Here is a 24,618-nt window from a genome sequence, read left to right as displayed (position 1 = left end):
GTCACTCGTTCAACAGCCGCGCAATCACGTCGTCGGGGTCGAGCCCCTCGCGCTCCGCCCGGAAGTCGAGGATGATGCGGTGTCTGATGACCGGCGGGGCCATCTCGACCACGTCTTCCCACGAGACGTGGGTACGTCCGTGGACGAACGCCCGCGCCTTCGCGGCGAGGACGAGCGCCATGCTCGCGCGGGGACTCGCGCCGAACTCGACCTGCTCGTCCTCGCGGGTCTTGCGGACCAGTTCGATGGTCCGGTCGCGGATGTCGTCGGAGATGGGGACCTGTCGGACGAGCCGTTGCGCCGCCAGCAGGTGCGTCCGCGGCAGGACGCGCTCGACTTCGGGCGACGCCGCGCCCTCGGCGTACTGCTTGACGATGGTCCGCTCCTCGTCGAACTCGGGGTAGCCGACGAGAATCTTCATCAGGAAGCGGTCGGTCTGCGCCTCGGGGAGCGGGTAGGTGCCGCCCTGGTCGATGGGGTTCTGCGTCGCGAGGACGAAAAACGGGTCCGGAAGCTCGTAGGTCTCGCCCGCGGCGGTCACCTGCTTTTCCTGCATGGCTTCGAGGAGCGCGGCCTGCGTCTTCGGCGTCGCCCGGTTTATCTCGTCGGCGAGGACGACGTTGGCGAAGATGGGACCGCGCTCGAACACGAAGTCCCGACCGTCCGGCGTCTCGCGGATGATTTCGGTGCCCGTGATGTCCGAGGGCATCAGGTCGGGCGTGTTCTGCACTCGCGAGAACTGCAGGTCGGTCGCGTCCGAGAGGGCGCGCACGAGCGTCGTCTTCCCCAGTCCGGGGTTCGATTCGAGGAGCGCATTGCCATCGCAGAGGACGCAGACGAGCAGTCGCTCGACCACGTCGTGCTGGCCGATGATGCGCTTTCCGACCTCGTCTTTGACCGCCGCGACGCTCGCTTGGAGGTCCTCGATGCTGAGGTCAAGGTCGTCGTCTGTTTCGACCGCGATATCGCCTTCGGCCGCGGTCTGCTGTCCGTCGTCGCCGAGCCAGTCTCGTTTGTCACTCATCGTCGTTCTCTCGTATCTTCAGGGTGTAGTCGCGAATCAGGTCGGCCTCTTCGAGCGTGTCGTCGGCGAGGTAGCCGGCGCGCTGGCTCTCGACGGCGCTATCGCCGCCGTAGCCGGTCGAGTCGTAGGCCGCAGCCGACGACTCCGGCCCGTCGCCGCTCCCGCCGGTCCCGGCGACGGTGGCGTTCAACTGCTCCGAGCCGGCGGCCACGTCCTCGGGGTCGCCGAGAATCGAACTCCCGTTCTGGAGCCCCGCCTCCTCGTCGGGTCGGTCGAGGCTGTCGCCCGCCGGTCCGCCGTCGCCGGCGAGCCCATCGAACTGGATGTCCGAGACGGCGACTTGGATGCTCCCCGCCGAGAGGAGCAGGGCGACGAGGAGCGCGCCGACGATACGGCGGGTCGGGAGAAGCTCCACCGACGACGACTCCCGCAGGCGGGACAGCACGTCGTCGTAGAGCGCGACCGACATGCGCGAATCGCGGTTCGGGTTCCCCTCGTCGGCGACGAGGTCGCGGGCGGTCCGGAGTGCCTCGGCGACCGAGGGGTTCACCGCCTCGAACTGCTCGACCGGCGGGACCCGCATCAGGATGAGGTACTCCGCGACGCCGACGAGGAGGCCCACCGCGAGGGCGATTGGGACGGCGACGTGGACCGAGACGGCCGGGTCGACCCGCGGGAGGAAGCCGAGCGACACCGACGACTGGACGGGTAACTCGACGACCCGGAACGCGATGTTCGCCAACAGCGTCGCGACCGCGGCGTCGACGACGCTAGAGACGGCGGCGGCCTTCGCGGCCTCCCGGCGGACCTCGCTGACGGCGTCGGCCATCGCCTCGCGGCGGGCGCTTCCCGCGTTCGAGCCGGCGGGCGCGTCAGGCGCGTCGGGTGCGTCGGACGTGTCGGCAGCGCCGGGAACGTCACTGCTGTCGCCCGGTTCGGACGGGGATGGTTCAGACACCATTGCACACCGCCGGTTCGTTGCCGTCTTCGAACTCGGAACAGGCCCGCCGGAGGTCGGCTTCGAGTTCGTCGACCCGGTCTTCGAGTTCGTTGATGTCGGACCGGAGCGTCTCTATCTGGGTCTCCAGTTCGGCGTTCGTCTCTTCCAGTTCCTCGTTATCCGTTTCGAGGTCGTCTATCTGGTTTTCGAGCCGGTTGCGCTGTTCTTCGAGTTCGTCGAGCGTCGCCGTGAGTTCGCTGATACGGTTGCGAGCGTCTCGGAGATTGCTTTCGGTCTCCTGGAGTTCGCTCCGGGTCGACGACAGCTCGCTTTGAGTCGATTCGAGCTGTGACTCCGCGTCTTCGAGGTTGTTCGCGACCTGCGAGACGTCGCCGCGGGTGCGTTCGAGGCTGCTGTTCAGCTCCTGTAGCTCCGCCTGTGTCGCCGACAGGTTCTGTCGAGTTTGCGAGAGGTCCTGTTCCAGCGCCTCGTTTCGCTCGCGCAGTTGCTCGTTTTGCTGGTCGAGCGAATCGACCGAGTACTGGTAGAACATCGTCGCGCCGACGGTTCCGGCGGTGAGGAGGACGATAACGAGGACGAGACCGAGATTCAGGGACCGACCCAGGGCGCTCATATCAAACCACCTTCACTTTGCGTTCGACCCCGATACACTTGAAGACGCCGGACGAGCACCTCGGCGAGGTAGAGGAAGAACGCGACGGCGACGAACGCGGCCGCCCAGTCGTCGCGAACGGGTTGGACGCCGGCGGCGTTGTCGCGGGCGGAGGCGGCGATTTCGGTCGCGTCTTCGGGGTCGTACATCGTCCCGCCGCTGTCGGAGACGGCGGCTTCGAGCGCGGCAGCCCGTCCGAACCCGGCGTACTCGGCGGGGTAGTTCACTGCGAAGGCGGTGTCGAGCACGTCCCGGTAACCAGTCTCCGTGGGGACGACTGTCGCCTCGTAGACGCCGGAGCTGACCGCCGAGAAGGACAGCCCCTCGACGCCCCGCGGGCGCTCGCCGCCGCGGTAAACGACGGTCGTCGGCTGGTTGACGCGGGTGTCCGCCACCTCGGCGACGCCGGTCGCCTTCCGCTCCGGGTCGCCGATGACGTAGTTCGTGGACTTCGTGAGCAGGAGCGAGTCGGGGCTCTGGAGCAGGCCGTCGAGCGTGCCGTCGCCCGCGTAGGCGGTGATGGTCGCGACGCGGCCGAGGCCGTAGCGCCACGAGGCGACTGCGGGGGTTCCGTCATCGGCCGCGACGAGGAAGTTCGCGCCGCTCCTGACCGACACGTCGTTGACGCTGCCGGGGTTCGCGGTCAGTTCGACGCCGGCGGTGACGAAGTCGTTCTGGTCGACGACCGTGAGGCCGTCGCCGGCGTACTGGCGGTTCGACCCGCCGAAGAGGATGCGAAGCCGGTCGGTCTCGCTGGCCCTGAGGTAGTTCCCGCCGGACGCCCGCGCGATGGTCCGGAGGGTCTGTTCGTTCGGGCTCGGCCCGGTCCCGATGGTGATGACGCGGACCCCGTCGCGGCCGAGTCGGTCCGCGACCCTCGCGGCGTCCTGGAACCGGTCGTGTCCGTCGCTGATGAGGATGACCGTCCCGCGCCTGTCGCCGAGTTGCTCGGCCGCGCCCTCGAGGCCGACGGCGATGTCGGTCGCGCCGCCGGACTGGAGCCGACGGATGAGGTCGGCGGTCGACTCGCGGTTCGGCCCGAGCGGGCGGAGCGGCGAGACCTCGTAGGCGCGGTAGTTGAAGCCGACGATGCCGACCTGGTTCTCGTCGCCGAGCTGGTCGAGCGCGTCGAGCGCGACCGACTTCTGGACGCGCATGCCGCTTTCCGCGCTGCCGGAGACGTCGATGGCGAACACGAGGTTCGTCTGCTGGGACGCGCCCTCGCCGGTCGTGACCGGGAGCATCGACGCGAGGCTCGACCCGTCGTAGCCGCCGTTTTCGAACGAGTTCCGCCCGCCGACGGTCAGCAGGCCGCCCCCGTCGATGACGAACCGTTGGAGCGAGTCGGTGTTACCCACGTCCTCGGCGCGGATGTCCTGTAAGACGACGGCGTGGTACGACGAGAGGTCCGCGGGGACGGCCTCGGCGGTCTCCACGTCGTACAGCTCCGAGAGGTAGTCGCGGAACGGGTAGTCGCCGCGGGAGACGTACAGCACCCGCGGCGGCTCGACCACGCGGACCGTCTTGCGGAACACGTCGTTCGTCTGGAAGCGGTCGTCGCTCTCGATGCGAGCGGTGACGCGGTGGGTTCCGGTGGTCTCGAACGTCTGGGAGAACTCGACGCCGCCGGTCGTGTTGACCGCCTCGCGGGCAACCTCCTCGCCGTCGACCTCCACGACGAGTTCGACGGTCGCGCCCTCGGCGTCCTCGGGAACGACTCCGTCGACCTGCGCGAGGAACGCGTTCTCGACGCCGACGCTGGTCTTCGACGGGCCGCTGACGGTGACGTAGTGTTCGGTGTCGGTCGGTTCGAGCGCGACCGCGCTCACGGTCGCGTTGAGGTCGCGGGCGAGCGTCGTCGCGGACGCGAGGCTCCGCCCCGAGGTGACCCGCCCGTCCGAGACGAGGACGACCGTTCCGTTGGGCCTGAGGTTGGCCGCGACGGCGTCGCCGATAGGCGACTCCTCGCCCCGGGCGACAGTCGAGGTTGTGACGGGGACGCCCTCGGCCTCGATGTCCGCCGCGAGCTGCGACGCCACGTCCTCGGTGACGGCCGCACTGTCGGAGTCGTCGACGAGCAGCGTCACCTGCGGGTCGCCGTCGGACATCCGCGTCGTGACGGTGTACGGGCCCGCGGCCGCGACGACCAAGCACAGGACGACGAGGAATCGGGACGCGAACAGGAGTCGCCGGGAGCGCCCGCCGGCGGTCCCCTCGGCCCCGCGGAAGATGAGTGCCCACGCGAGGAGCGCGGCCACCGGGAGCGCGACGAGGAACAGCGGGCGCTGGAGGCCGAGGGTCCGGCCGGCGGCCTCGACCGTCCACGCGAGGGGCGTCGTCGCGGCGGCGGGAGCCGTGGCGGCGACAGCGTCGAGCGCTGTCAGCGCGGCCGACGCCGACCCGAGCGCCGCCATCAGAGGTCACCCCGCCGGCGCAGGTAGGCTAACTCGACCATCGTCACCGCGAGCGCGACCAGCGCGGCCCACTCGATGAGCGGGTCCGGAACGTCACGCTCTTCGACCCGCGTCGGGTAGTCCGAGGGGGCCGATTCGCCGTCCAGCGACGCGGCGACCACGTCGGACTCGGCCTCGCTGAGGAGCGACGCCGCGAACCGCTCGTCGCCGACGCGGTAGAAGCCGGCGTCGGCGAGGCGGACCTCCGGGCCGGTCGCCTCGCCCGCGGGCGTCTCGACGGTCTGGTTCGCGCCCGCCGCGAGCGACCCGCCGGTCGCCCGGTTCAGCTCGGAGAGCGTCGAGCGCCCGGCGAGGTAGAACACCGAGCGCTTCCAGAACACGGGGTACTGGTAGTTGTACTTGAACGCCGAGCTGTCCTCCATGAAGCCGTAGTAGAGGACGCGGCCGGCCCCGCGGCGCTCGACGGCGACGAGTGAGGTGCCGCCGGTCGTGGTCACAAGCGACTGACCCGCGCGGAGGTCGCCCGCGACGTACTCGGTCGGCGGCGGGAAGGTGATGTCGCGGGTTATCTCGTGGCTCTCGACGGTCCCGACGGTCGGGTTCGTCTCGATGCTCGCCTGCGAGACGAGCTGCAGGTCGCCGTAGTTCGGCGACTCCTCCTGTGCCTGAATCGCCACGCCGCCGCCGTCGGCGACGACCTCGCGGCCGGCCTCGACGTTGCCCGAGAGCAGGCGACCGGGGTTGACGTTGCTGTAGATAATCACGTCGTAGTTCGTCGAGACCGCCGTGGGCGGGTTGTCAACGGTCAGCGATACCTCGGGAATGACCGACAGCGCGGCCGTCAGGTAGCGGTTCTCGTCGTTCGTGAGGACGAGCACGTCCACCGAGGCGTCCTCGGGGGCCGCGACGTACAGCGCGTCGTCGGTCGGGAAGGCGTCGCCCGGCGAGAGTTCGGCGCGTCCGCCGCCCGCAGGGACCGGAAGCGTCGCGGTCGCCACGTCGCCGGGGTCCATCCGGACCTCCCGTGTGGCGCCGGCGAGAGAGAGCGTCCGCGTCGTCGCCGAGTCGCCGTAGTTCTTCACCGTCACGGTGACGTTCGTGCCGGAGAAGCGCCGGTCGACGATGCCGACGTTGCCTTGTCCGCCGCCCGCGAACTGCCGGAGTTGAACCACGAGGCCGCGGGCGCGGGCCTCGCGGACCGCGTCGCTCCACGGCGAGTCGTCTGCGAAGTCGCTCAGGACGACGACGCGAGCGTCCTCGCCGGCGATGGAGGCGGCGGCGGTAATCGCGGAGCGGAGGTCGCCGGGTGCCGCACTCGCGCGCAGGTCGTCGAGGGCGGCGCGGGCTTCGGTCGCACTCCCCCGGCGGAGCACCACGTTCGCGTTCGACCCCGCCGCGACGACTGAGGTCGTGCCGGAGACCTCGTTTCGCGCCGCGGCGAGAGCGCTGTCGAATCGGGTCCCCCCGCCGTCGCGGACGCCCATGCTCGCGCTCGTGTCCACGACGAGGACGGTCTCTTGGACCGTCTCCGACTCGGGAACCATCACGTACGGCGTCGCCAGCGAGCCGACGAGCGCGACGAGCGCGAGCAGTTGGATGAGGAGGAGCAGGCTCCGGAGCAGGCGGTCGAAGATTGGGTTCGACGCGTTTCGTCCCGCCGAGTCCGCGAGGAACCGGAAGGTCGGAAGGGTGCGCCGGACCGGCTCCGGCCGCAGCAGATAGAGGATGACGAGGGGGACCACCCCCAAGAGGGCGACCAACCCGAGGGGAAACAAGAAGAACTCGTCGAAGACCATGCCCGACCCGTGGCGCGCCTCCGGTATGGCTGTTTCCCTATTCGTTGACACGTTCCGAAATATCGACCTATCATAATACGTGAATGTTAGACGCAACCGCTCGGGGCCACTCGCTCGATGAATTACTGCTGAGCATCATATTGTCAAACAAAAGTACGACATTGCATAACAATGCACTTGAAGCATAACACGACACAATTTTATGCTCTAAAGTTATTTGTTGAGCTACGATGGGAACTGATAGGTACACACCGCGGTCGTACGACGACATCGCCCCGGAGCAGCGCCCGACGCTCAGACAGGCGCTCGTTCCGGTTCTCGGGCTCGTCGCCTTCCTCGGTCTCGGGTCGGCGTGGCTGGGACTCGACCCGCACATCCCGCTCATCTGGAGTATCGCGCTGGTCGGCCTCCTCGGTCGGTTCGTCTGGGGCTACACCTGGGAGGACCTCTACGAGGGCATCGAACGCAGCCTGGCGATGGGACTACAGGCGATTCTCATTCTGTTCGTCATCTACGGCGTCGTCTCGACGTGGGTCGCTGCGGGGACGATTCCGGCGCTGATGTACTACGGTCTCGACCTGCTGTCGCCGCAGGTGTTCCTGCCCGCGACGGCGCTCCTCGTCGGCATCGCCACCTTCGCCATCGGCTCGTCGTGGACCGCGGTCGGCACGCTCGGCGTCGCCTTCATCGGCATCGGCTCCGGGCTCGGCGTCCCCGAGCCCATGACGGCCGGCGCGATTCTCTCCGGCGCGTACGCGGGCGACAAGCAGTCACCACTGTCCGACACGACGAACCTCGCAGCCGCCGTCACGAACACCGACCTCTACGACCACATCCACGCGATGCGGAACGGGACGACCGTCGCGTTCGGCCTCTCGCTTGTCGGCTTCGTCGTCCTCAGCCTCGGTATCACCGGCGCGATTCCGGCCGGCCAAATCGCCGAGATTCAGACCGCGCTCGCCTCTTCGTACGACATCACGCTCCTCGCGTTCCTGCCGCTCGCGGTCACCTTCGGCCTCGCCGCCGCGGGCTACCCCGCGCTGACCGTCCTCCTCGCCGGCGCGTTCGCCGGCGCGTTCACGAGCATCCTCGTGCAGGGCGCGTCGTTCGTCACGGCGTGGCAGACGTTCATGAGCGGTACCGGCCCGGAGACCGGTTCCGAACTCGTCAACAGCCTGCTCGCCTCCGGCGGCGTCTCGGGGTCCGCGTGGACCATCGCCGTCGTCGTCGCGGCGCTGACGCTCGGCGGCCTGCTCGAACAGACAGGCGTCCTCGCGGTGCTCGCCCACCGCCTCCAGCGCGGTATTCGGAGCCCGCGCCTGCTCGTCGCCTCCACTGGCGTCTCGGCGATGCTGACCAACGCGCTCACCGCCCAGCAGTACATGAGCATCGTCGTCCCCGGCATGACGCTCCGCGACACCTACGACGAGTTCGGCCTCGACAGTTCGGACCTCTCGCAGGCCATCGAGTCCGCCGGGACCCCGACCGGCGCGCTCCTCCCGTGGCACGCCGGCGGCGCGTACATGGCCGGTGTCTAGGGTGTGGCGACGTTCGACTACATGTGGTACTACTTCTTCGGCTACCTCTCGCCGCTCGTGCTGTTCGCCTTCGTCCTCGCGGGCGTCGGCTTCTCGGGGAACAGCACGGCACAGCCCGGCCCCGCCGCTCCGGCGTCGGACGACGACTGACGCGACGCGAAACCTTCTCTGCGTCGCGATACCGATACCGAACCGAAAACGATCGCTTTTCTGTTATCGCTCTACCGCCGTTCTGAGCGCCCGCACCTCGTCGCGGACGGCGGCCCACTGCTCGACCGTGCCGGGGAGTTCGTCGCCATCGCGGTCGTCGCGACCCTCGATTCGGTCGCGCACGGCACCGGGGTCGTCCACGTCATCGAACCGGATTGCGCCGCCGCCCGCGGCCTCGACTGCGACGGTCCCGTAGCCGAACAGCGACCCCGCGACGCCCTGCGAGAGCGCGCTGTTCTGGACGCGGTCGAGGGAGACTCGCTGGACCGTCCGGGAGAGGACGCCCGTCTTCCGGTAGAGCGCCCTGTCGGTGACGACGAAGCGCGTGTTGGTGACGCGGAGGTACGACCACACCGGCAGGAGAGGGCCGACGAGGCCAACGACCGCGACTTCGGGCACGCCGTTCGCGGCGGCCGCGACGGCCGCGACGACGACAATGGTGAGACCGACGACTGCGGCGGGGATGACGGTCTGTATCCGCGGGCGACCCTCCCAACGGACGGTCTCGTCGTCGCCGCGTGCCAGCCAGTCGTCGATGGCCGCGGCGGTCTCCGAGTCGGTCGCTGCGTCGGCCGTCGAGTCGGTCGCCGACTCGGTCGCGGCGGGGTCGTCGGGAGACGAACCGGCAGGTCTCGAATCGCCGCCCGTCATCGCTCGTCAGTCGTCGCGTCGAACTCGAAGTCGCTCGGTTCGAGCGCGTCGGCCGACGCGTCGGAGGCGGACTCGGCTCCGTCCCCGTCAGGCGCGGCGTCGTCCGCGGCGACGCTTTCCCCACCTTCGACGGCCTGTCGAATCGCACGAAGTTCGGTCAGGATGTCGTCGAGGACGGCGGCCTTCCCCTCCGCGTCGGTCTCCGCCCCGGAGCGGCGCTTGATTCGCTCGTTGACGAGCGTCTGGAGCGACTGCGGGTCGGCGACGTTCTGGAAACTCATCTCGATGCCGCTTCCACCGGCGGTGCTGATGTTGACGGAGCCGTAGCCGAACTGCGCGCCGAGGAACGTCTGACTGTAGGAGGTGTCTTGTACCTTGTCGAACTCGATGCGCTGGACGCTCCGGGAGAGGACGCCCGTCTTCCGGTAGAGCGCGTCGGAGGTGACGACGTAGTTCGTGTTCTTGTGGGAGAGGTACGACCCGACGAGGAGCGGGATGCCCACGAGGACGAGCGAGAGCGGGACGCCGACGATGAAGGAGGGCACGAGGCTGTAGGGATGCGGGGTGTCGGCCCAGAGGACCGCTTCGTCGTCGTCGAGGGTGAGCCAATCGAACTCGGCGTTCATGCCGGACAGGTTTCCGCCGGCGGTGGAATAGTGTTCCGCCGGACGGGGCCGGAATCTTTGGAACACGGTACCACCTAACACGACAATTCCGCCCGGTTGGGCAAACCATTTTACGGATGCCCGCAACGGACTGTCCATGGACAAGCAGTCACTGCTCGACTTGCTGCGTCACGACGCTCGCGAGAGCGTAGATGACATCGCCCGCCAACTGGGCGCAGACGCCGAAGCAGTGGCAGCAGCGCTCGAGGAACTCGAAGACGACGGGGTCATCCGCGGCTACCAGGCGGTCGTCGACTGGAACAACGTCGACGAGGAACACGTCCGGGCGCAGGTCGAAGTCGACGTCGAACTCGACCGCGAGACGGGCTACGAGGAGATCGCCCGCCGCATCGCGCGGTTCCCCGAGGTCGCCACGCTTCGACTCGTCTCCGGCGACTACGACTTCTTCATCGAGGTCGAGGGCGCGTCGATGCACGCCGTCTCGAACTTCGTCTCCGAGCGCATCGCCCCCATCCCCGAGGTCACGAAGACGGTCACGCACTTCGTGATGGACTCCTACAAGGAGGAGGGCATCGAACTCGGCGACGGCGACGACGACGACCGGCTCTCAGTGTCGCCATGACGCTCGGCGACCAGCTTTCGGACCGCGTCAAACAGGTGCCGCCGTCGGGGATTCGGAAGTTCTTCGAACTCGCAGAGGAGGTCGACGACGTCATCTCCCTCGGTGTCGGCGAACCCGATTTCTCTGCGCCGTGGGCCGCCCGGACCGCCGCCATCGACTCGCTGGAACGCGGCAAGACCTCATACACGTCGAACCGCGGCATGCGCGAACTCCGTGAGGCCATCTCGGAGCGCGTCACCCGCTACGGGCAGGAGTACGACCCCGAAGACGAGATTATCGTCACGACGGGCGCGAGCGAGGCCGTCGACCTCGCGTTCCGGGCGTTCGTCGACCCCGGCGACGTGGTTGCGATTCCCCAGCCGTCGTACATCTCGTACACGCCGGGAGCCATCTTCGCCGGCGGCGAACCGCTCCCGGTGCCGACCCGCGCCGAAGACGAGTTCAAACTCACGCCCGAGGCGCTCGAAGCCGCCGGGGCCGACGAGGCCGACGTGTTGGTGCTCTGCTACCCGAACAACCCGACCGGCGCGGTGATGACCGACGACGAACTCGCCGACGTCGCCTCGTTCGTCAGGGACCACGACCTCGTCGTGCTCTCCGACGAAATCTACTCGGACCTCCGGTACGAGGACGACCACGCCTCCATCGCCACCCACCCCGGCATGCGCGAGCGGACCATCGTGTTCAACGGCTTCTCGAAGGCCTACGCGATGACCGGCCTGCGCCTCGGCTACGCTATGGGACCGCCGGGAGCCATCGACGCGATGAACAAGGTCCACCAGTACGCGATGCTTTCGGCGCCCACGACTGCGCAGTACGCGGCGCTCGAAGCGCTGCGGTCGTGCGACGACTCCGTCGACGAGATGCGCCGCGAGTACGACCGCCGCCGGCGGTTCGTCCTCGCGCGCTTCGAGGAGATGGGACTCGACTGCTTCGAGGCGAAAGGGGCGTTCTACGTCTTCCCGGAGGCTCCCGACGGCGACGACGAGGCGTTCGCCGAGGGCCTCCTCGAAGAACAGAACGTCGCGCTCGTCCCGGGGAGCGTCTTCGGCGAGGGCGGCGAGGGCCACCTTCGGGTCTCTTATGCGACGGGGATGCGCGAACTCCGCGAGGCGATGGACCGTATCGAGGCGTACGTCAGCGGCTGATCTGACCCGGTTCGCACCCGTTTTTTCGTTTTTTCACCGACCGACGCGCACGTGTGAGTATGCGAAGCATTCACACAGTCAGGGTGCGTACATCCAACGATGTACGACGAAATCCTGCTCCCCGTCGATGGGAGTCCGGCGGCCGAACAGGCGATACCGCACGTGTTCGACCTCGCGGAGCGGTACGACGCGACGGTACACGTACTGTTCGTCGTGAACACGACGCGGGATAACGCGGGAATCATCGGCGGGACAGTCCTCGAAACGCTGGAGCAGGAGGGCCGACGCGTCGTGGATGAGGTCGTCGAACGCGGCGAGAGCCGCGGCATCAAGACGGTCGGTGCCGTGCGGCGGGGCGCGCCCCACGAAACCATCCTCGACTACGCGGCGGAACACGGCGCGGAAGTCATCGCGATGGCGACCCACGGCCGGACGGGTGTCGAGCGCGTGCTCCTCGGGAGCGTCACCGAGCGCGTTGTCCGGACCGCGTCGGTTCCCGTGCTGACTGTCCGGGCGACGGGGTAGTCGACTCGGCCGTCCCAGGTGGCCGAGGCGACCGAAGACGCCCTGCTCAGAGTGCACCATCGATCATGACACTTGGTGGCACATTTCGAGAGACCAACACGCAAAGTATTATTAAATATGGTTTCCTCGTGCAACACGAATGGTTTCGGGAGGTGACACGGACATCGCCGTGACGGAGGACACGTCCACGTTCCAACTCGGGCTGGACGACCTCAAGCGACGAGGGAGCGCGCTCCTCGTCGTCGGGTCGGTTCCGACGGAACTCTACTCGCGCGCGTCCAAGCAGATGCTCGGCGCTCCCGACGAGCCGCGACGCCGCCTGTTAGTTCTCAACGACTCGACGCCGCTCGATACCCGTCTCGACGCCGATATCCAACGCTCGAAGGAGTGGACCCGCGTGGTGCGGTACTCGACGCTCGAACGGAGCGCAACGGCGTCGTCGTCGTCGTCACCGTCGGCTGTCGTCCCGACTGCGGTCGAGACCTGCGAACGCCGGGTGAGCGGTGGCCTCGGCCAACTCGGCGCGGAACTCGCGACCGACGTGACCGAGTTCGACAGCCTCGCCGGGGGGCTCTCTCCGGCCGAACTCCGCGTCGCGTTCGACTGTCTGCCGTCGCTCCTCTCGCGGTACGAGCGGGACCACGTGTTTCGGTTTCTCCACGTCATGACGTCTCACGTCCGCGCGCGAAACGGGATGGTCCACGTCTGGTCTCCCGGCGACCGCGAGGACGAGATAAACCGGATGCTCGAACCGCTGTTCGACGCCGTCGTCGAACTCGACGTCGAGGGTGCGGAGGCTCGCCAACGTTGGCACCTTCGGCGAAAAGAGGTCTCGTCCGGCTGGTTCCCGTTGGAACCGTGAATTTCTCACGACCAATACGTTTTTTACCCTAATCGTGTCACATAGACTCAATGGAATCGTCCGGGCAGGGCAAGCGGACTGACGCGTCTTCCACGCTGGAAGTCGGCTTTTCGCTCCCTTCGGAAGGCGCGGGGTTGGTCGTTCGGGACAACGTCGAACGCCACCAGTTCATGCTTCGCACGCCGTCGCCTGTCGCGCCCGAGCCGGCCGACCGGCGTCGGTTCTCGCTCCCGACGGACGCGGCGGTCCGCATCGAGACCGACCGTATCGGGCTGGCGGCGAACACGGTGGTCTGCGTCCGCGACGAGGCGGGGTCGATGCTCGCGCAGGTCGACCAGCAGGGACACGAGGAACTCGACGCGGCAACCTACAGCATCGAGCTCTTCGGTGCGGTCAAGACGTACCTCCGAGTCGAGGGGCCGCTGACCGTCGACGCGAAGCCGCTCGAAACCGTCCTCTCGTTCGAGGAGCCGCAGACGGTGTACGTCGGCGCACGGTCGTCGCACGAGAGCCCCGCGACGACGGTGACGACGACGGACGACCCGCTCGACGTGATGGAAGCCGTCTCGGCGTTTAGCTCTGCGCTCAAGACCACGAGCGTCGAGCGGTCGTATCCGACGCTTCGGGGGCACCCGCCGCTCCTCGAACTGGGCGACGAGCTCGATATCCCGGAGGGGCTTCACGTCCCCGAGACCGGCGTCCGGATCGAACTTCCGCCGACGCTGAGTCACATCTTCGTGGCGACGCCGCTGGCGTACTACCTCGGCGCGAGACTCGTCCCCGGTGACGCCCCCCGACTCGTCGCCGACGGGTTCGTCCACGACTTCGACGGCCCCCACGGCTTCGAGGAGTCGGTCGCGCGCGCGCTCAAACGGACGTTCTTCCTCGACTGCGTCGTTCGGACGGAGGGCATCTACGACGTGCCGCTCCACGAGCGCCAGACGGTCGAGTCGCGGACGGACATCGACGTCGAGCGGCTGTACGACGCGTCGCTCGGCGAACAGCTCTCGGCGTACTTCGAGATACCCTACGAGCACATCGCCGACCTCGTCCCGGAGTGGAAGCTGACGACGCACGTCGCGCCGCAGACCGACAACATCGAACTCCTGCCGTTCATCACGAACGACCTCGCGGTCGTCAGGACGCCGACGGGGACCGAAGTCTCCCACTCGGAGGTGCAAGCCGCCGTCGTCGACGATTTCCTCCGCGACGACATCGTCAGGAGCGCGGGCGCGACGACCCCGAACGAGACGTACGTCAAGCCCAGTTCGACCGACTCGGTCGAGCAGGCGTGGATAAGCGACGGAACGCCGGTTGGCGCGAGCAAGACCACGCCCGCCGCCTACCGGAACCGGCTTCAGCGCAAGCCGACGCAGGGAGACATCGGTATCACGGTCGTCTGTAACGACCCGGAGATGCTCGCCGAGACGAACATCGTCGACGAGGTGTACGGCTCGCGCGACGGGCTGTCGTTCGACATCGACGCTCACTACGACCTCAGCCGGGCGGAGCTTCGGGAGATACTCGCCGAGCCGACCGATTTCCTCCACTACATCGGCCACATCGACGACGACGGTTTCCAGTGTCACGACGGCAGGGTCGACGCCGAGACGCTCGACCACGTCGGGACGGGGGCGTTCTTCCTCAACGCCTGCCAGTCGTACGACCAGGGGCTTGCGCTCGTCGAGGCCGGCGCTATCGGCGGTATCGTCACGTTCAGCGAGGTCATCAACAGTCAGGCGGTCGGCGTGGGGCGCACGCTGGCCCGACTGCTTAACGGGGGGTTCCCGCTGCAGGCATCTCTCGACGTGGTCCGAACCGACAGCGACATCGCCCACCAGTACGGCGTGGTCGGGGACGGCGGGCTGTCGGTCGTTCAGACCGAAAGTGGTGTGGCGGTACTCTGTGAGGTCGCACAGCTGTCAGACGACGAGTACAGTCTCTCGTACAACTCGTATCCAACGTCTCGATGCGGGCCCGGGTCGCTTATCATTCCCGCCTTACCCGAGACGAACGAATACTATCTCTCCTCGCAGGGTCTCTCCGACATCAGGCTCACGGAGGCGGAGCTTCGAAACTTCCTCGCGTTAGAACAGATTCCGGTCGTCTACGACGATACCGTCTACTGGGACTGCGAATTCCTCTCGTGATTACGGGCCGTAGATGACTCCAGTGTTGCCGGCTGCCACGCTTCCTGCCTGTGAGAGCAGGAGCGTGAGCGTGAACAGGACGCCCATCATGCGGGGGTTCTGACGGAGGTACGCGACCATCTGGTTGCTGTCGTCGGACATGTGCACTTACCCCAAGGAGCGAGCGCGAAATATAATTTTTCGTGTATATCTGATATGAAAATAACTTAATTAAGTGAACACGTGTCGCAAGTAATCGTCGACGCCGCAAACGGCGCTGTGGGCGCGCGAAAGCGGGAAAGAGAAATGGAAGGGGTCGTCGTCCGGAACGCTCACACCCGATTAGGAGCTGTCGATATCGACTTCGCCGCCGATGTCTCGGTAGACTGCGGAGATTCCCTCGGTTTCGTCGAGTTGACCAAGCGTCTCGTCGAGCTCGCGCCGGAGTTCGGTCAACCGGGCGGTGAGCTGCTGATACTCCTCGTTTTCTTCGAGCGCCGCTTCGTCCTTTTCGGACTCTAAGAGCGCCTTCTTCGACGCGAGGGAAAACAGGTCCTGAATCCCGACGTCGTAAGCGTTTCGCAGGATGAGGTTAGAGACGGTGTCAGTCAACGCTTCACGCGAGACGGGCTTGACGAGGTAGTCGTCGAAGCCCATAGCGATGATGTCGAAGTCGGGCTCGACTGCGGTCACCATCGCGACGCGGCACTCGAAGCCACGGTCCCGAATCTCCGAGAGCGCTTCGTCGCCCGAGAGGTCGGGCATTCGACGGTCGAGGAGAACAACGTCAACCTCGTCGTCGAGCTTATCCAGCGCCTCGCGGCCGCCGTAGGCGACACGAACGCTGTAGTCGTTCCTAAGCCAGGTTGCGTACAGATCGGCGAGGTCAGGCTCATCTTCAACGATGAGCACCAGTGGCTGTTCTGCGCTCATTGGTAGTGTAGGGGTGTTCCGGGGACGCTCACGAAACTCAATGTCGTGCAGTGGTATATCAAAATACCTCTTGTCTAACGCCGTCCGAAACTGCGCTTGTGCGCACTAATTGCCCCCCGGAGTTGTTATACATTCCGGCGAATCGAACAGATTTCACCTGTCAGATGTCTCTGAGATCTCTTCGACGGTGATTCGGTTCGCCTCGACGTCCTCCAAGACCGCGCCCCACCCGCCGACGGTGTAGGTTCCCTCGTCGGTCTCGACGGTCAGACAGACCTGCCCCGCGAGTTCGGAAAACGACAACGTGTCTGTCGGCGCGGAGACCGCCGTGTAGTACACGTCGGTCACTTCGCCGGTGAACTCTATGGGGTCGCGTTCGTCGGTCTCGTAGCCTTTGATGTGGGTGATGATACGCTTCCCGTCGCGGATGAGCGGCTCCGTGTCCTGCACGAAGTGTCTGATGTCGGAGTACACGAACGGGGGTTCGTCCGTCTGTGCGTCGTAGACGACTTCCCAGACCTCCCACAGCGCCGTCTGGAAGTACCAGTGGAAGACGTACGCCAGCGTGTAGTCGTCGACGAGGACGCCGTACTGGTTCACCGAGCTGTCGTGCGGCGCGAAACACGCGCCCGTCCGGTCGACGATAGCGACGAACGGCGTCGGGAGGGTGCGGTGTCTGACCTCCGTGGCGACCCCGTCGTACTCCTGTTCTGCGAGCGGTTCGAGCTCGTCGGTCCGCTCGGGGTGCAACACGACCTTCACCAGCGCGCCGTTCTCGTACGCCTCCGAGAGCGCCGGCTTGAGCTCGTCGAACTGCTCGGGGGTGACGGACAGTTGCACCTCTCCGTCCGCCTCTCGTATCATCTCTTCGGCCCGCTTGAACACCGTCTCGAAGCGCTTGACGATGCTCAGCATGTGCCGGTCCACCGCTGGCTGTTGCCAGCGCGTCTCGATTTCTTCTGCCGCCTCGTCGAGTTGGACGGCGCGGCTCTTGAGGTCCTCCATCACTGACCGGGGGTCGCACGCTCGCGCGTGGAGACTGTCCTGTTCGTAGGTCTCGATGTAGCCCTTCGCTTCGAGGTCGCGGAGAACATCGTAGATACGGGCGGTCGGGACGGCACAGGCGTCGGCGAGTTCGGTCGCGCTCGCCGCTCCGAGCTGCAGAAGCGCGACGTAGGCCTCCGCCTGATACTGTGACAACCCAGCGTTCCGAAGTGCGGTCCGTAGCTCCGCGGTATCCATCGCTTGTAGATGCACGACATACATCCGTATTAATTATCCCATGTTCTCGTCCCGCGTGCAACCGGGTAACGAACCGTCAGACCGCTGATTCGGTGTGGATGACGAGAGCGCCGAGAGAAGTGAGCGGGGCCGAAGAAGCGGAAGAGGCGGGAGCGCCGAAGAACCGAACGAGACGGGAGAACCGGAACAGACCGGAGAACGCGTTACTCGCTCGGGCTGTAGTTCGGCGCTTCGTCGGTAATCATCACGTCGTGGGGGTGCCCCTCGGTCTGGCCGGCGGCGGAGACGCGGACGAAGCGGGCGCGCTCTTTGACCTCGGGGATGGTCTCGGCGCCGACGTAGCCCATGCCGGACTGCATGCCACCGACGAGCTGGTGAAGCTCGGACGCGAGCGAGCCCTTGTACGGCGTCGCGGCCTCGACGCCCTCGGGGACGTACTCCTCGTCCTCGTTGTCCTCCTTGAGGTAGCGGTCGGCACCGCCGGACTGCATCGCGCCGACGGAGCCCATGCCGCGGTACTGCTTGTACTTCTTGCCGTTCATCGTGATGACGCGGCCGGGGGCCTCGTCGGTACCGGCGAAGTAGGAGCCGAGCATGACGGCGTCGGCACCGGCGGCGACTGCCTTGATGGCGTCGCCGGAGTAGCGGATGCCACCGTCGGCGATAACCGGGATATCGTACTCGGCGGCGACGTCGGCGACCTCCGCGACGGCCGAAATCTGAGGCATGCCGGAACCGGAGACGACGCGGGTCGTACAGATGGAACCGGGGCCGATGCCGACCTTGATGCCGTCCGCGAAGTCGACGAGTTCGGCCGCGGCCTCGCGCGTGCCGACGTTCCCGACGACGACGTCCGCCTCGACGGACTCCTTGATGTCGCGGGCGGTGTCGATGACGTTGAGGTTGTGCGCGTGGGCGCAGTCGATGAAGATGACGTCGACGCCGGCGTCGTCGGCCATCTGTGCGCGCTCGTCGTCGAACGGACCGACGGCGACGCCGCAGACGAGGCGGCCGTCGTCGTCGCGGGCGGCGTTCTCGTGTTCGCGGCGCTGGAGGATGCCCTGCATCGTGACGAGGCCGACGAGGCGGCTGTCGTCGTCGACGATGGGGACGCGCTCTATCTTGTGGTCGTACATGAGTTCGAGCGCGTCGCGGGCGGTCACGTTGCGCTCGGCCGTGATGACCTCGTCAGTCATGGCCTCGCCGACCTCGTCGGACTCGCCGACTTCGAGGTAGGGACGGATGTCGGTGCCGGAGATGATGCCGAGGACCACGTCGTCGTCGTCGACGACGGGCGCACCGGAGACGCCGGCGCGCTCCATCATCTCGTCGACCTCGCTGATGGTCTGGCCGGGGTTGGCCGTGACCACGTCCTCGCGGCGGATGACGAGCTCGTCGGCGCGCTTGACGCGCTCGATTTCGCGGACCATCTGCTCGGCGTTCATGTTGCGGTGGAGCACGCCGAGACCGCCCTCGCGGGCCATCCCGATAGCCATCCCGCTCTCGGTGACGGTGTCCATCGCCGCGGAGAGGATGGGAATGTTGAGTTCGACGTTCTTCGAGACGCGCGTCGACACGTCGGCGTCGTCGGGTTCGACCCGGCTCTCCATCGGGCGGAGCAGCACGTCGTCGAATGTGAGGGATTCGGGCACCCGTAGCTTCTCGGTGAAGGGTTCTCGGTCAGGAACGTCGTTCGCCATATCAAGCGTGGTTGCGGCGACGACAAAAGGGTTGCGAGATAGCACGGGCGTGTCGATGTATCGCAAACCAGTTCGGTGATGTATACATGTGCGTGAGTATTCTTCGCATCGCCGGCGGACCGAGACGGACACCAGAACACGTGACGACACCCGCGAGTGACGGACGCCCTTGACCCCGACCGCGCCGGGACGTTCGTCCCCTCGTCACGGTGTACCGAATCACAAGACCATCGTGAATAATCACCATATTCACGAACTTGTACCACCGTATCTTCGAAATTTCAACCTATATCCGAAGAATCGTCAGCCCCTTTTATAATAGGGTCAGAGAAATCTATGTTCCATGCGGTCGTATCCCACACAACGTTTAATACTCCTGTCCTAATGTAATCTTGTATGGACTCCACGTGTCCCGCCGCATCGCGCATTGCCGGTCAAACGACCTCCGACTCCGGCATTCTCTTTACAGCGATGTGGCAGACATTTAAACGGGAGTTCAATTTCGGACGAAATGGGCTTCGCGTGCAGAGCGCCAGCACGCCCCTGTCCGAATTGCGTTCGTATCGCCGCTTGGGCCATGGTGAAGGCCAGTAACATCGAATGAGTGTCTCACGCCACCCGGTCGCCCTTCGCCTCGAGCAACAGGTAGGGGGTGCCACCCGTCTGCTCGCAACCGTCATGGGGCTTCCCCTCATCGACGGTATCTTCCCAGCGCTCATCATCGCGGGGGCGCTGACGACCGCAACGGGCGACCCCTCGGTCACGGGCATCCTCCAGACCGGCCTGCTCATCTTCGGCGGGTCGGCGACGGTCGCGGTCATCCTCGCCGAGATGGACGGCACGCGCCGCGAACAACTCACGTCCATCCTCCTGCTCGGCGCATTGCTCATCCCGGTGGCGGTCGCCGAGGCCGCCGTCGCGGAGACCATCGAGACGCTCCTGAACTTCGAGGTGTTCCACCGCTTCGCCGGCCTCGTCATCCTCGCCGTGGCGGCGAAGACGGCCTCCTCGAAGGTCGGTGAGTACCTCCCCTCGCCGAGCATCATCATCGGACTTGGCCTCGTTGCGAGCCTCGAGCCCTCCGGGTTCGAACTCATCGTCAACCCCAACCCGATGCGCCTGCTCAGCGCCGGTGCGGCGGCCGGCACGGGCGTCGGCTTCGCCGGTGCCGTCGCGCTGTTCGCCCCGCGGCTCCGCGGCAACGTCGACATCGACCTCTTCCGTTTCGGTAGCTCGGTCGCCCTCGGCATGCTGGCGCTCGAAGTGCTCGGCCTGATGCCGACGCAAGCGCCCGTCGCCCTCGGCGTCCTCGGCGTCACCGCGCTGTTCTCGTTCGACCCCGGTTCCGACGGCGCGGACCTCGACGAGTTCGTCGACGACGCCCCCTCCCCCGAGTCGGCCACGCCCAACGCCAACGGCGCGGTCGCAGACGGCGGTGACGACGCCGACCCGACCGACTACGACGCGCTGGTGGACGACGCGGACGAGACCGACGACGACTCCGAACCGGGGTACGGCTACCCCGGCGAGGAGGAGTCCCGCGCGCCGTGGCTGTAACCCGCCGGGCGACTTTTTCTCCCAGCCGACGAACCCCGTCGCATGCGACGGACCTTCGACGTTCGAACCGAGCGCCGGCTTCAGGTCATCGACGTGACGGACGAAGTCGCGGACGCGATACCCGCCGACTCCGACGGCGTCTGTACGGTTTTCTCGAAACACACCACCGCCGGCGTCTGCGTCAACGAGGCCGAACCCCGACTGCTCGGTGATATCGAGTCGATGCTCGCCGAGGCGGTCCCCGACGACGGCTGGGACCACGACGAACTCGACGGGAACGCCGACTCGCACCTCCGGGCACTCCTCGTCGGCAATGGCGTCTCGATACCGGTCGCGAGCGGCGACCTCGACCTCGGGCGGTGGCAGTCCGTCCTCCTCGTGGAGTGCGACGGCCCGCGCACCCGGACCGTGACGGTGGCGACGCCCTGAACCGGTCCGGGGTGCGGCCTCGCGGCCGCCCGCGGCGACGCGGACTCCAACCGCTGGCGGAGGGCTTACTTACTTCGGGACGGTTGCACGGGTATGAGCAACCGCGTCGTACAAGGACGGATGGTCACGCCCGAGACGCTCGCCGAACTCGTCGAGGGCGAGCGCCCGATGGACGCCGAGCCGATTCAGGACGCCGACTTCGACTGCCCGGAGTGCGGCGAGAACGTCATCCAGGTGGGCTACATGCCGAGCGTGACGGAGTTCGTGACGGCCTACAAGTGCCAGGAGTGCGACTGGGCCGACGACGACCGCGACGAGTAGAATCGAAACCCCTTTAAGAAAAATCGCCATACGAGAGAGTGCAGACAGCACGAATCGGGGCTGTGGCCAAGCCCGGCATGGCGACTGACTCCAGAGGCTTGGTGCCCGGGACGACACTCCAGCTGATATACTGAGCGGCCGACTGATCATCGGCCGTGTTGACGACCCTCTGGAGTTCCGAGGTGCCCACCGGAGATATCAGTCGATCGGGGGTTCAAATCCCTCCGGCCCCACTCTAAACTTAATCCTTTCGTAGGGTTTTATTTAGTAGCAGAGGCGCTGTACCGCCGGTTTAGCGGAACCCCGGAGGTGCGTTCTCTGTGAGCGATTCTCCACCAGAGAAGAGCGACAGCGCCGCCAAGGGTGAGGGGCGAACAGTTCGGTAGTCCAGTCAATACAGTTCTTCCGCAAGGGCCACGAAGCCGCCCTCACAGTAGAAACGCGAGGGTGCCCAGCGCGAACCCCGCGGCCACCGCGGCCGTCAGCCGAAACGCCTGCTCGTCGGGCACGCGGAAGACGCCCGCCGCCATCACCGAGACGGACCCGCCGAAGAGGACGCCCCGAAACACCTCGGTAACCCCGGTGACCGAGTCCGGGGGGACCAACACCCGGAGCGCGACCAACCCCGCGAACCCGAGGAGGACTAGCGCACCGTCGCGCCGGACGTCCCGCGGTTGCTTCTCCATACCCCGCAGTTGTTGTCGCTCGTTTGAAAACTATTGACGTTCGGCCCGGAGAAAATACCACAAAGATACCAATGAACTATAGGCGCTTGGAGCGACGGCGCGGTATGGTACGGGACACAGCGCGCCGACTCGCCGAGTACCTCAGCAGGCGAATCGGCGACGGACTCCGGACGGTAGTCATCGCCGACGACGACGGATACGAACTGGAGTATCTCCGCGACGACCTCTCGGAGCAATACACGAAAGGGACGTTGACTGAAGTCGTCTCCGACCTCCGCGTCGAGACGCCGTTTGCGACGCCCGGAATCGACACCCATCCCATCGGCGAACGCCGCGCCGTCGTCCACTACTACGAGAACGCGTTCGTCCTGCAGTTTCCGTTCTCCGAGGCGGAGCGAATCATTATCAGCATCGGAACCGACGCCGGGACGGACCTCCTCCAGTTCATCGAGGACTGTCGGCGAATCGTCGAACGGAGCGGCTGAGCGTCGGCCCGTTGGTCGTCGACGGTCCGACGACCCGGGACGACCCGGAACGACCACGGGACGACCACGAGACGACGCCGGCGCTGCACAACGATTTTCTCGCGCGCTCCCGACGTGAGAGTGATGGAACTCGTCTCTGTCGCCGCGCTCGCCGAGAACCGCGTCATCGGCCGCGACGGCGAACTCCCGTGGCCGAGCATCCCCGCCGACAAAGCACAGTACCGAAACCGCATCGCCGACGATCCGGTGGTGCTCGGCCGGACGACGTTCGAGTCGATGCTCGACGACCTGCCGGGGAGCGCCCAAATCGTCATGAGCCGAAGCGAGCGGTCGTTTTCGGTCGACACGGCTCACCGCGCGGCGAGCGTCGAGGAGGCGGTCGACATCGCGGAATCGCTGGGCGCGGAGACCGCCTACGTCATCGGCGGGGCCGCCATCTACGCGCTGTTCCAACCACACCTCGACCGGATGGTGCTGAGCCGCGTTCCCGGCGAGTACGAGGGCGACACGTTCTACCCCGAGTGGGACGACGAGTGGAAACTCGATTCGGAGACCGATTACGAGGGCTTCACGCTCCAAGAGTGGGTCCGCGTCGCCCACAACTAAGACCGCAGCGGCGACCGCGGCGGCTACTTCCGGGCCGGGGACGACCCCGTGTTGTCGGCATCGACGAGGTCCAACAGGAACGAGCGAACCGTCGCCGCCGTCTCGTCCCACGTCGGGTGCGCGAGAAAGCGGTCGCGGGCCGAAAGCGAGAGCGACAGCAGTCGTCGACGGTTCCGACACAGCGGAGCCACGGCGTCGGTGATTTCGGCCGAATCGGCCGGGTCCACGAGGAAACCGTCCTCGCGGTGAGTGACGAGTTCGCTCGCGCCGCCGGCCGACGAGACGAGCGCCGGCAGGCCGAACCCCATCGCCTCGACCGCCGCGATGCCGAACCCCTCGTAGTGCGAGGGGAGCGCGAACAGGTGCGACTCTCGGAGCGTCGCGGCGAGGTCGGCGTCCGAGAGCCGGCCCGTGAAGGTCACGCGGTCGTCGACGCCGCGGGCGACGGCGAGGTCCGAAAGGAAGTCGGCGTAGTCGGCGTCGACCGCCGCACCGACGACCGTCAACTCCCAGTCGCCGCGGACACGGGAGAGACCGCGGAGCAGGCCGTCGACGTTCTTCCGCGGTTCGAGGTTACAGACCGTGACGACCCGGAGCGGCCCGTCGGCGGCGCGCACCCGTATCTCGTCGTCGCCGAGGGGCGCGCCGAACGACGAAAAACGGTCGCCGGCGGGGTACGCCACGACGCTCGGTTCGGGGTCGGTGACGGCCGCGACCGTCTCTTTCGTCGTCTCGCTGTTGAACACGAACGCGTCCGCGGAGCGGAGATACCGGGATTCGACGGCGCGTCTGGCGTGTCGTCTCCACGCCCGGAACTGCTCCAGCGAGTTGAGGTGGTGGACGACCGAGACGACTGGAACGTCGTCGTCGAGCGCGGCGTTCGCGCCGGCGAGCGAGGGGTGACACAGTTCGTCTTGCAAGAGCACGTCTACGTCGAGGCCGCGGAGGCGACGCGCGGCGGAGACGTTGTCTCGGAGTCGCTTTCGGTACGACCGCTCGGGGAGCGAGACGACGGTCACGTCGTCGCCGGCGGCGCGGAGCCCATCGACGAGTTCTGAGTCGTAGCGATAACCTCCCGAACGGCCGTCGAGCGGGCCGTAGACAACGATTCCAACCCGCACGTCAGAGCGGCGTCTCGTAGGTCGCGCTCGCGACGTCGTCCTCCCAGATGCGAACGGAGACGTGTTGGGGCGCGTCGAGTGACGCCGCCTCGACGAACTGTTCGCACACCTCGCGGGCGAACCGCTCGACGCTCGGGTTCTGCCCGGCGAACTCGACGAGTTCGTTCATGGTCTCGTCGCGGTAGCGAGACAGCGTCGCGTCCAGCGCGGCCTTCACGTCGTCGATATCGACGAGATAGCCGTACTCGTCGAGTTCCGGGCCCGAGAGTTCGACCTCGACGGTGAACGTGTGGGAGTGGAGCTCACCCTCCGGTCCGGGGTTCGGAACCGTCAGGTAGTGCTGGGCGATGAGGTCCCTGCGAACCGAGACGCGGTACATG

At 66.6% G+C, this 24,618-nt stretch carries 24 protein-coding genes, 1 tRNA gene and 1 pseudogene; 12 read left to right on the top strand and 14 right to left on the bottom strand.

Annotated elements, in window-relative coordinates; all coding sequences use genetic code 11:
- Position 1: 1 nt before the first annotated feature.
- From AM590_RS08645 to AM590_RS08625, 5 genes are read right to left on the bottom strand one after another with little or no spacing between them, the layout of a single operon-like run.
- The gene (locus AM590_RS08645) at positions 2 to 1,024 is read right to left on the bottom strand and encodes a MoxR family ATPase (RefSeq protein WP_058827115.1); all 1,023 of its coding nucleotides are present in this window, start codon (positions 1,022 to 1,024) and stop codon (positions 2 to 4) included.
- Positions 1,017 to 1,985, bottom strand: a complete 969-nt coding sequence (locus AM590_RS08640) for a hypothetical protein (RefSeq protein WP_256477609.1) — start codon at positions 1,983 to 1,985, stop codon at positions 1,017 to 1,019. Before AM590_RS08640 ends, AM590_RS08645 begins: the two co-directional genes overlap by 8 nt.
- The gene (locus AM590_RS08635) at positions 1,975 to 2,598 is read right to left on the bottom strand and encodes a chromosome partitioning protein (RefSeq protein WP_058827114.1); all 624 of its coding nucleotides are present in this window, start codon (positions 2,596 to 2,598) and stop codon (positions 1,975 to 1,977) included. The genes AM590_RS08640 and AM590_RS08635 overlap by 11 nt, the downstream gene beginning before the upstream one ends.
- Positions 2,595 to 5,051, bottom strand: coding sequence for a VWA domain-containing protein (locus tag AM590_RS08630; RefSeq protein ID WP_082677693.1), 2,457 nt, complete (start codon positions 5,049 to 5,051; stop codon positions 2,595 to 2,597). Before AM590_RS08630 ends, AM590_RS08635 begins: the two co-directional genes overlap by 4 nt.
- Positions 5,051 to 6,847 carry a BatA and WFA domain-containing protein gene (locus tag AM590_RS08625; protein ID WP_058827113.1) on the bottom strand — a complete coding sequence of 599 codons (1,797 nt, stop codon included), beginning with the start codon at positions 6,845 to 6,847 and terminating at the stop codon, positions 5,051 to 5,053. The genes AM590_RS08630 and AM590_RS08625 overlap by 1 nt, the downstream gene beginning before the upstream one ends.
- A 230-nt stretch (positions 6,848 to 7,077) precedes the next feature.
- Here AM590_RS08625 and AM590_RS08620 point away from each other — a divergent pair.
- Positions 7,078 to 8,535 (top strand): annotated as a pseudogene (locus AM590_RS08620) (Na+/H+ antiporter NhaC family protein).
- Positions 8,536 to 8,598: 63 nt separating this feature from the next.
- Here the strand turns inward: AM590_RS08620 and AM590_RS08615 are convergent.
- Positions 8,599 to 9,246 carry a PH domain-containing protein gene (locus tag AM590_RS08615; RefSeq protein ID WP_058827112.1) on the bottom strand — a complete coding sequence of 216 codons (648 nt, stop codon included), beginning with the start codon at positions 9,244 to 9,246 and terminating at the stop codon, positions 8,599 to 8,601.
- Entirely contained in the window at positions 9,243 to 9,872 is a 630-nt protein-coding gene (locus AM590_RS08610) for a PH domain-containing protein (RefSeq protein ID WP_058827111.1), read from the bottom strand. Before AM590_RS08610 ends, AM590_RS08615 begins: the two co-directional genes overlap by 4 nt.
- Before the next feature lie 130 nt (positions 9,873 to 10,002).
- Between AM590_RS08610 and AM590_RS08605 the strand changes: the two genes are divergently transcribed.
- The 5 genes from AM590_RS08605 (at position 10,003) to AM590_RS08585 (ending at position 15,179) form a co-directional block, all read left to right on the top strand.
- Complete coding sequence (locus tag AM590_RS08605) at positions 10,003 to 10,494, top strand: Lrp/AsnC family transcriptional regulator (protein WP_256364939.1); 492 nt, start codon at positions 10,003 to 10,005, stop codon at positions 10,492 to 10,494.
- Positions 10,491 to 11,642, top strand: a complete 1,152-nt coding sequence (locus AM590_RS08600) for a pyridoxal phosphate-dependent aminotransferase (RefSeq protein ID WP_058827110.1) — start codon at positions 10,491 to 10,493, stop codon at positions 11,640 to 11,642. Before AM590_RS08605 ends, AM590_RS08600 begins: the two co-directional genes overlap by 4 nt.
- A gap of 99 nt (positions 11,643 to 11,741) precedes the next feature.
- Positions 11,742 to 12,167: a universal stress protein gene (locus AM590_RS08595; RefSeq protein WP_058827109.1), complete on the top strand. Its 426-nt coding sequence runs from the start codon at positions 11,742 to 11,744 to the stop codon at positions 12,165 to 12,167.
- A 139-nt stretch (positions 12,168 to 12,306) separates the two neighbouring features.
- Entirely contained in the window at positions 12,307 to 13,029 is a 723-nt protein-coding gene (locus AM590_RS08590; RefSeq protein WP_058827108.1) for a hypothetical protein, read from the top strand.
- Positions 13,030 to 13,163: 134 nt separating this feature from the next.
- Positions 13,164 to 15,179 carry a hypothetical protein gene (locus tag AM590_RS08585; RefSeq protein ID WP_058827129.1) on the top strand — a complete coding sequence of 672 codons (2,016 nt, stop codon included), beginning with the start codon at positions 13,164 to 13,166 and terminating at the stop codon, positions 15,177 to 15,179.
- Here AM590_RS08585 and AM590_RS20805 read toward each other — a convergent pair whose 3' ends face one another.
- The 4 genes from AM590_RS20805 to guaB form a co-directional block, all read right to left on the bottom strand.
- Complete coding sequence (locus AM590_RS20805) at positions 15,180 to 15,320, bottom strand: hypothetical protein (protein ID WP_008093006.1); 141 nt, start codon at positions 15,318 to 15,320, stop codon at positions 15,180 to 15,182. It abuts the gene before it with no gap.
- 180 nt (positions 15,321 to 15,500) lie between these two features.
- Positions 15,501 to 16,091 carry a HalX domain-containing protein gene (locus tag AM590_RS08580; protein WP_004977278.1) on the bottom strand — a complete coding sequence of 197 codons (591 nt, stop codon included), beginning with the start codon at positions 16,089 to 16,091 and terminating at the stop codon, positions 15,501 to 15,503.
- A 153-nt stretch (positions 16,092 to 16,244) separates the two neighbouring features.
- Positions 16,245 to 17,333, bottom strand: coding sequence for a TrmB family transcriptional regulator (locus tag AM590_RS08575; RefSeq protein WP_058827107.1), 1,089 nt, complete (start codon positions 17,331 to 17,333; stop codon positions 16,245 to 16,247).
- Positions 17,334 to 17,536: 203 nt separating this feature from the next.
- Positions 17,537 to 19,033, bottom strand: coding sequence for an IMP dehydrogenase (gene guaB, locus AM590_RS08570; RefSeq protein ID WP_058827106.1), 1,497 nt, complete (start codon positions 19,031 to 19,033; stop codon positions 17,537 to 17,539).
- A gap of 678 nt (positions 19,034 to 19,711) precedes the next feature.
- On the opposite strand from guaB, the gene AM590_RS08565 reads away from it, so the two are divergent.
- The 4 genes from AM590_RS08565 (at position 19,712) to AM590_RS20445 (ending at position 21,573) form a co-directional block, all read left to right on the top strand.
- Positions 19,712 to 20,590 (top strand): DUF5794 domain-containing protein, encoded by an 879-nt coding sequence (locus AM590_RS08565; RefSeq protein WP_058827105.1) that lies wholly within the window; start codon positions 19,712 to 19,714, stop codon positions 20,588 to 20,590.
- A gap of 42 nt (positions 20,591 to 20,632) precedes the next feature.
- Positions 20,633 to 21,019, top strand: coding sequence for a secondary thiamine-phosphate synthase enzyme YjbQ (locus AM590_RS08560; protein ID WP_058827104.1), 387 nt, complete (start codon positions 20,633 to 20,635; stop codon positions 21,017 to 21,019).
- Between the two features lie 93 nt (positions 21,020 to 21,112).
- Positions 21,113 to 21,340 carry a DUF5795 family protein gene (locus tag AM590_RS08555; RefSeq protein WP_013035372.1) on the top strand — a complete coding sequence of 76 codons (228 nt, stop codon included), beginning with the start codon at positions 21,113 to 21,115 and terminating at the stop codon, positions 21,338 to 21,340.
- Positions 21,341 to 21,396: 56 nt separating this feature from the next.
- Positions 21,397 to 21,573, top strand: a tRNA-Trp gene (locus AM590_RS20445).
- A gap of 195 nt (positions 21,574 to 21,768) precedes the next feature.
- On the opposite strand, the gene AM590_RS08550 is transcribed toward AM590_RS20445, so the two are convergent.
- Positions 21,769 to 22,026 (bottom strand): hypothetical protein, encoded by a 258-nt coding sequence (locus AM590_RS08550; protein ID WP_042663780.1) that lies wholly within the window; start codon positions 22,024 to 22,026, stop codon positions 21,769 to 21,771.
- A gap of 104 nt (positions 22,027 to 22,130) precedes the next feature.
- Here AM590_RS08550 and AM590_RS08545 point away from each other — a divergent pair, with 104 nt between their 5' ends.
- Positions 22,131 to 22,511, top strand: coding sequence for a hypothetical protein (locus AM590_RS08545; protein WP_058827103.1), 381 nt, complete (start codon positions 22,131 to 22,133; stop codon positions 22,509 to 22,511).
- A 123-nt stretch (positions 22,512 to 22,634) separates the two neighbouring features.
- Positions 22,635 to 23,117 (top strand): dihydrofolate reductase HdrA, encoded by a 483-nt coding sequence (gene hdrA, locus AM590_RS08540; RefSeq protein ID WP_058827102.1) that lies wholly within the window; start codon positions 22,635 to 22,637, stop codon positions 23,115 to 23,117.
- A 23-nt stretch (positions 23,118 to 23,140) separates the two neighbouring features.
- Here hdrA and AM590_RS08535 read toward each other — a convergent pair whose 3' ends face one another.
- A complete protein-coding gene (locus tag AM590_RS08535) occupies positions 23,141 to 24,238 on the bottom strand; it encodes a glycosyltransferase family 4 protein (RefSeq protein WP_058827101.1) in 1,098 nt (365 codons plus the stop codon).
- A gap of 1 nt (position 24,239) precedes the next feature.
- Complete coding sequence (locus AM590_RS08530) at positions 24,240 to 24,617, bottom strand: 6-carboxytetrahydropterin synthase (protein ID WP_042663785.1); 378 nt, start codon at positions 24,615 to 24,617, stop codon at positions 24,240 to 24,242.
- Position 24,618: the final 1 nt, after the last annotated feature.

It is taken from the genome of Haloferax sp. Q22, assembly GCF_001482285.1.
Lineage (GTDB): Archaea > Halobacteriota > Halobacteria > Halobacteriales > Haloferacaceae > Haloferax.
The sequence above is the reverse complement of the archived record's forward strand: the minus strand, read 5'-3'. Positions and strand labels throughout refer to the sequence as shown.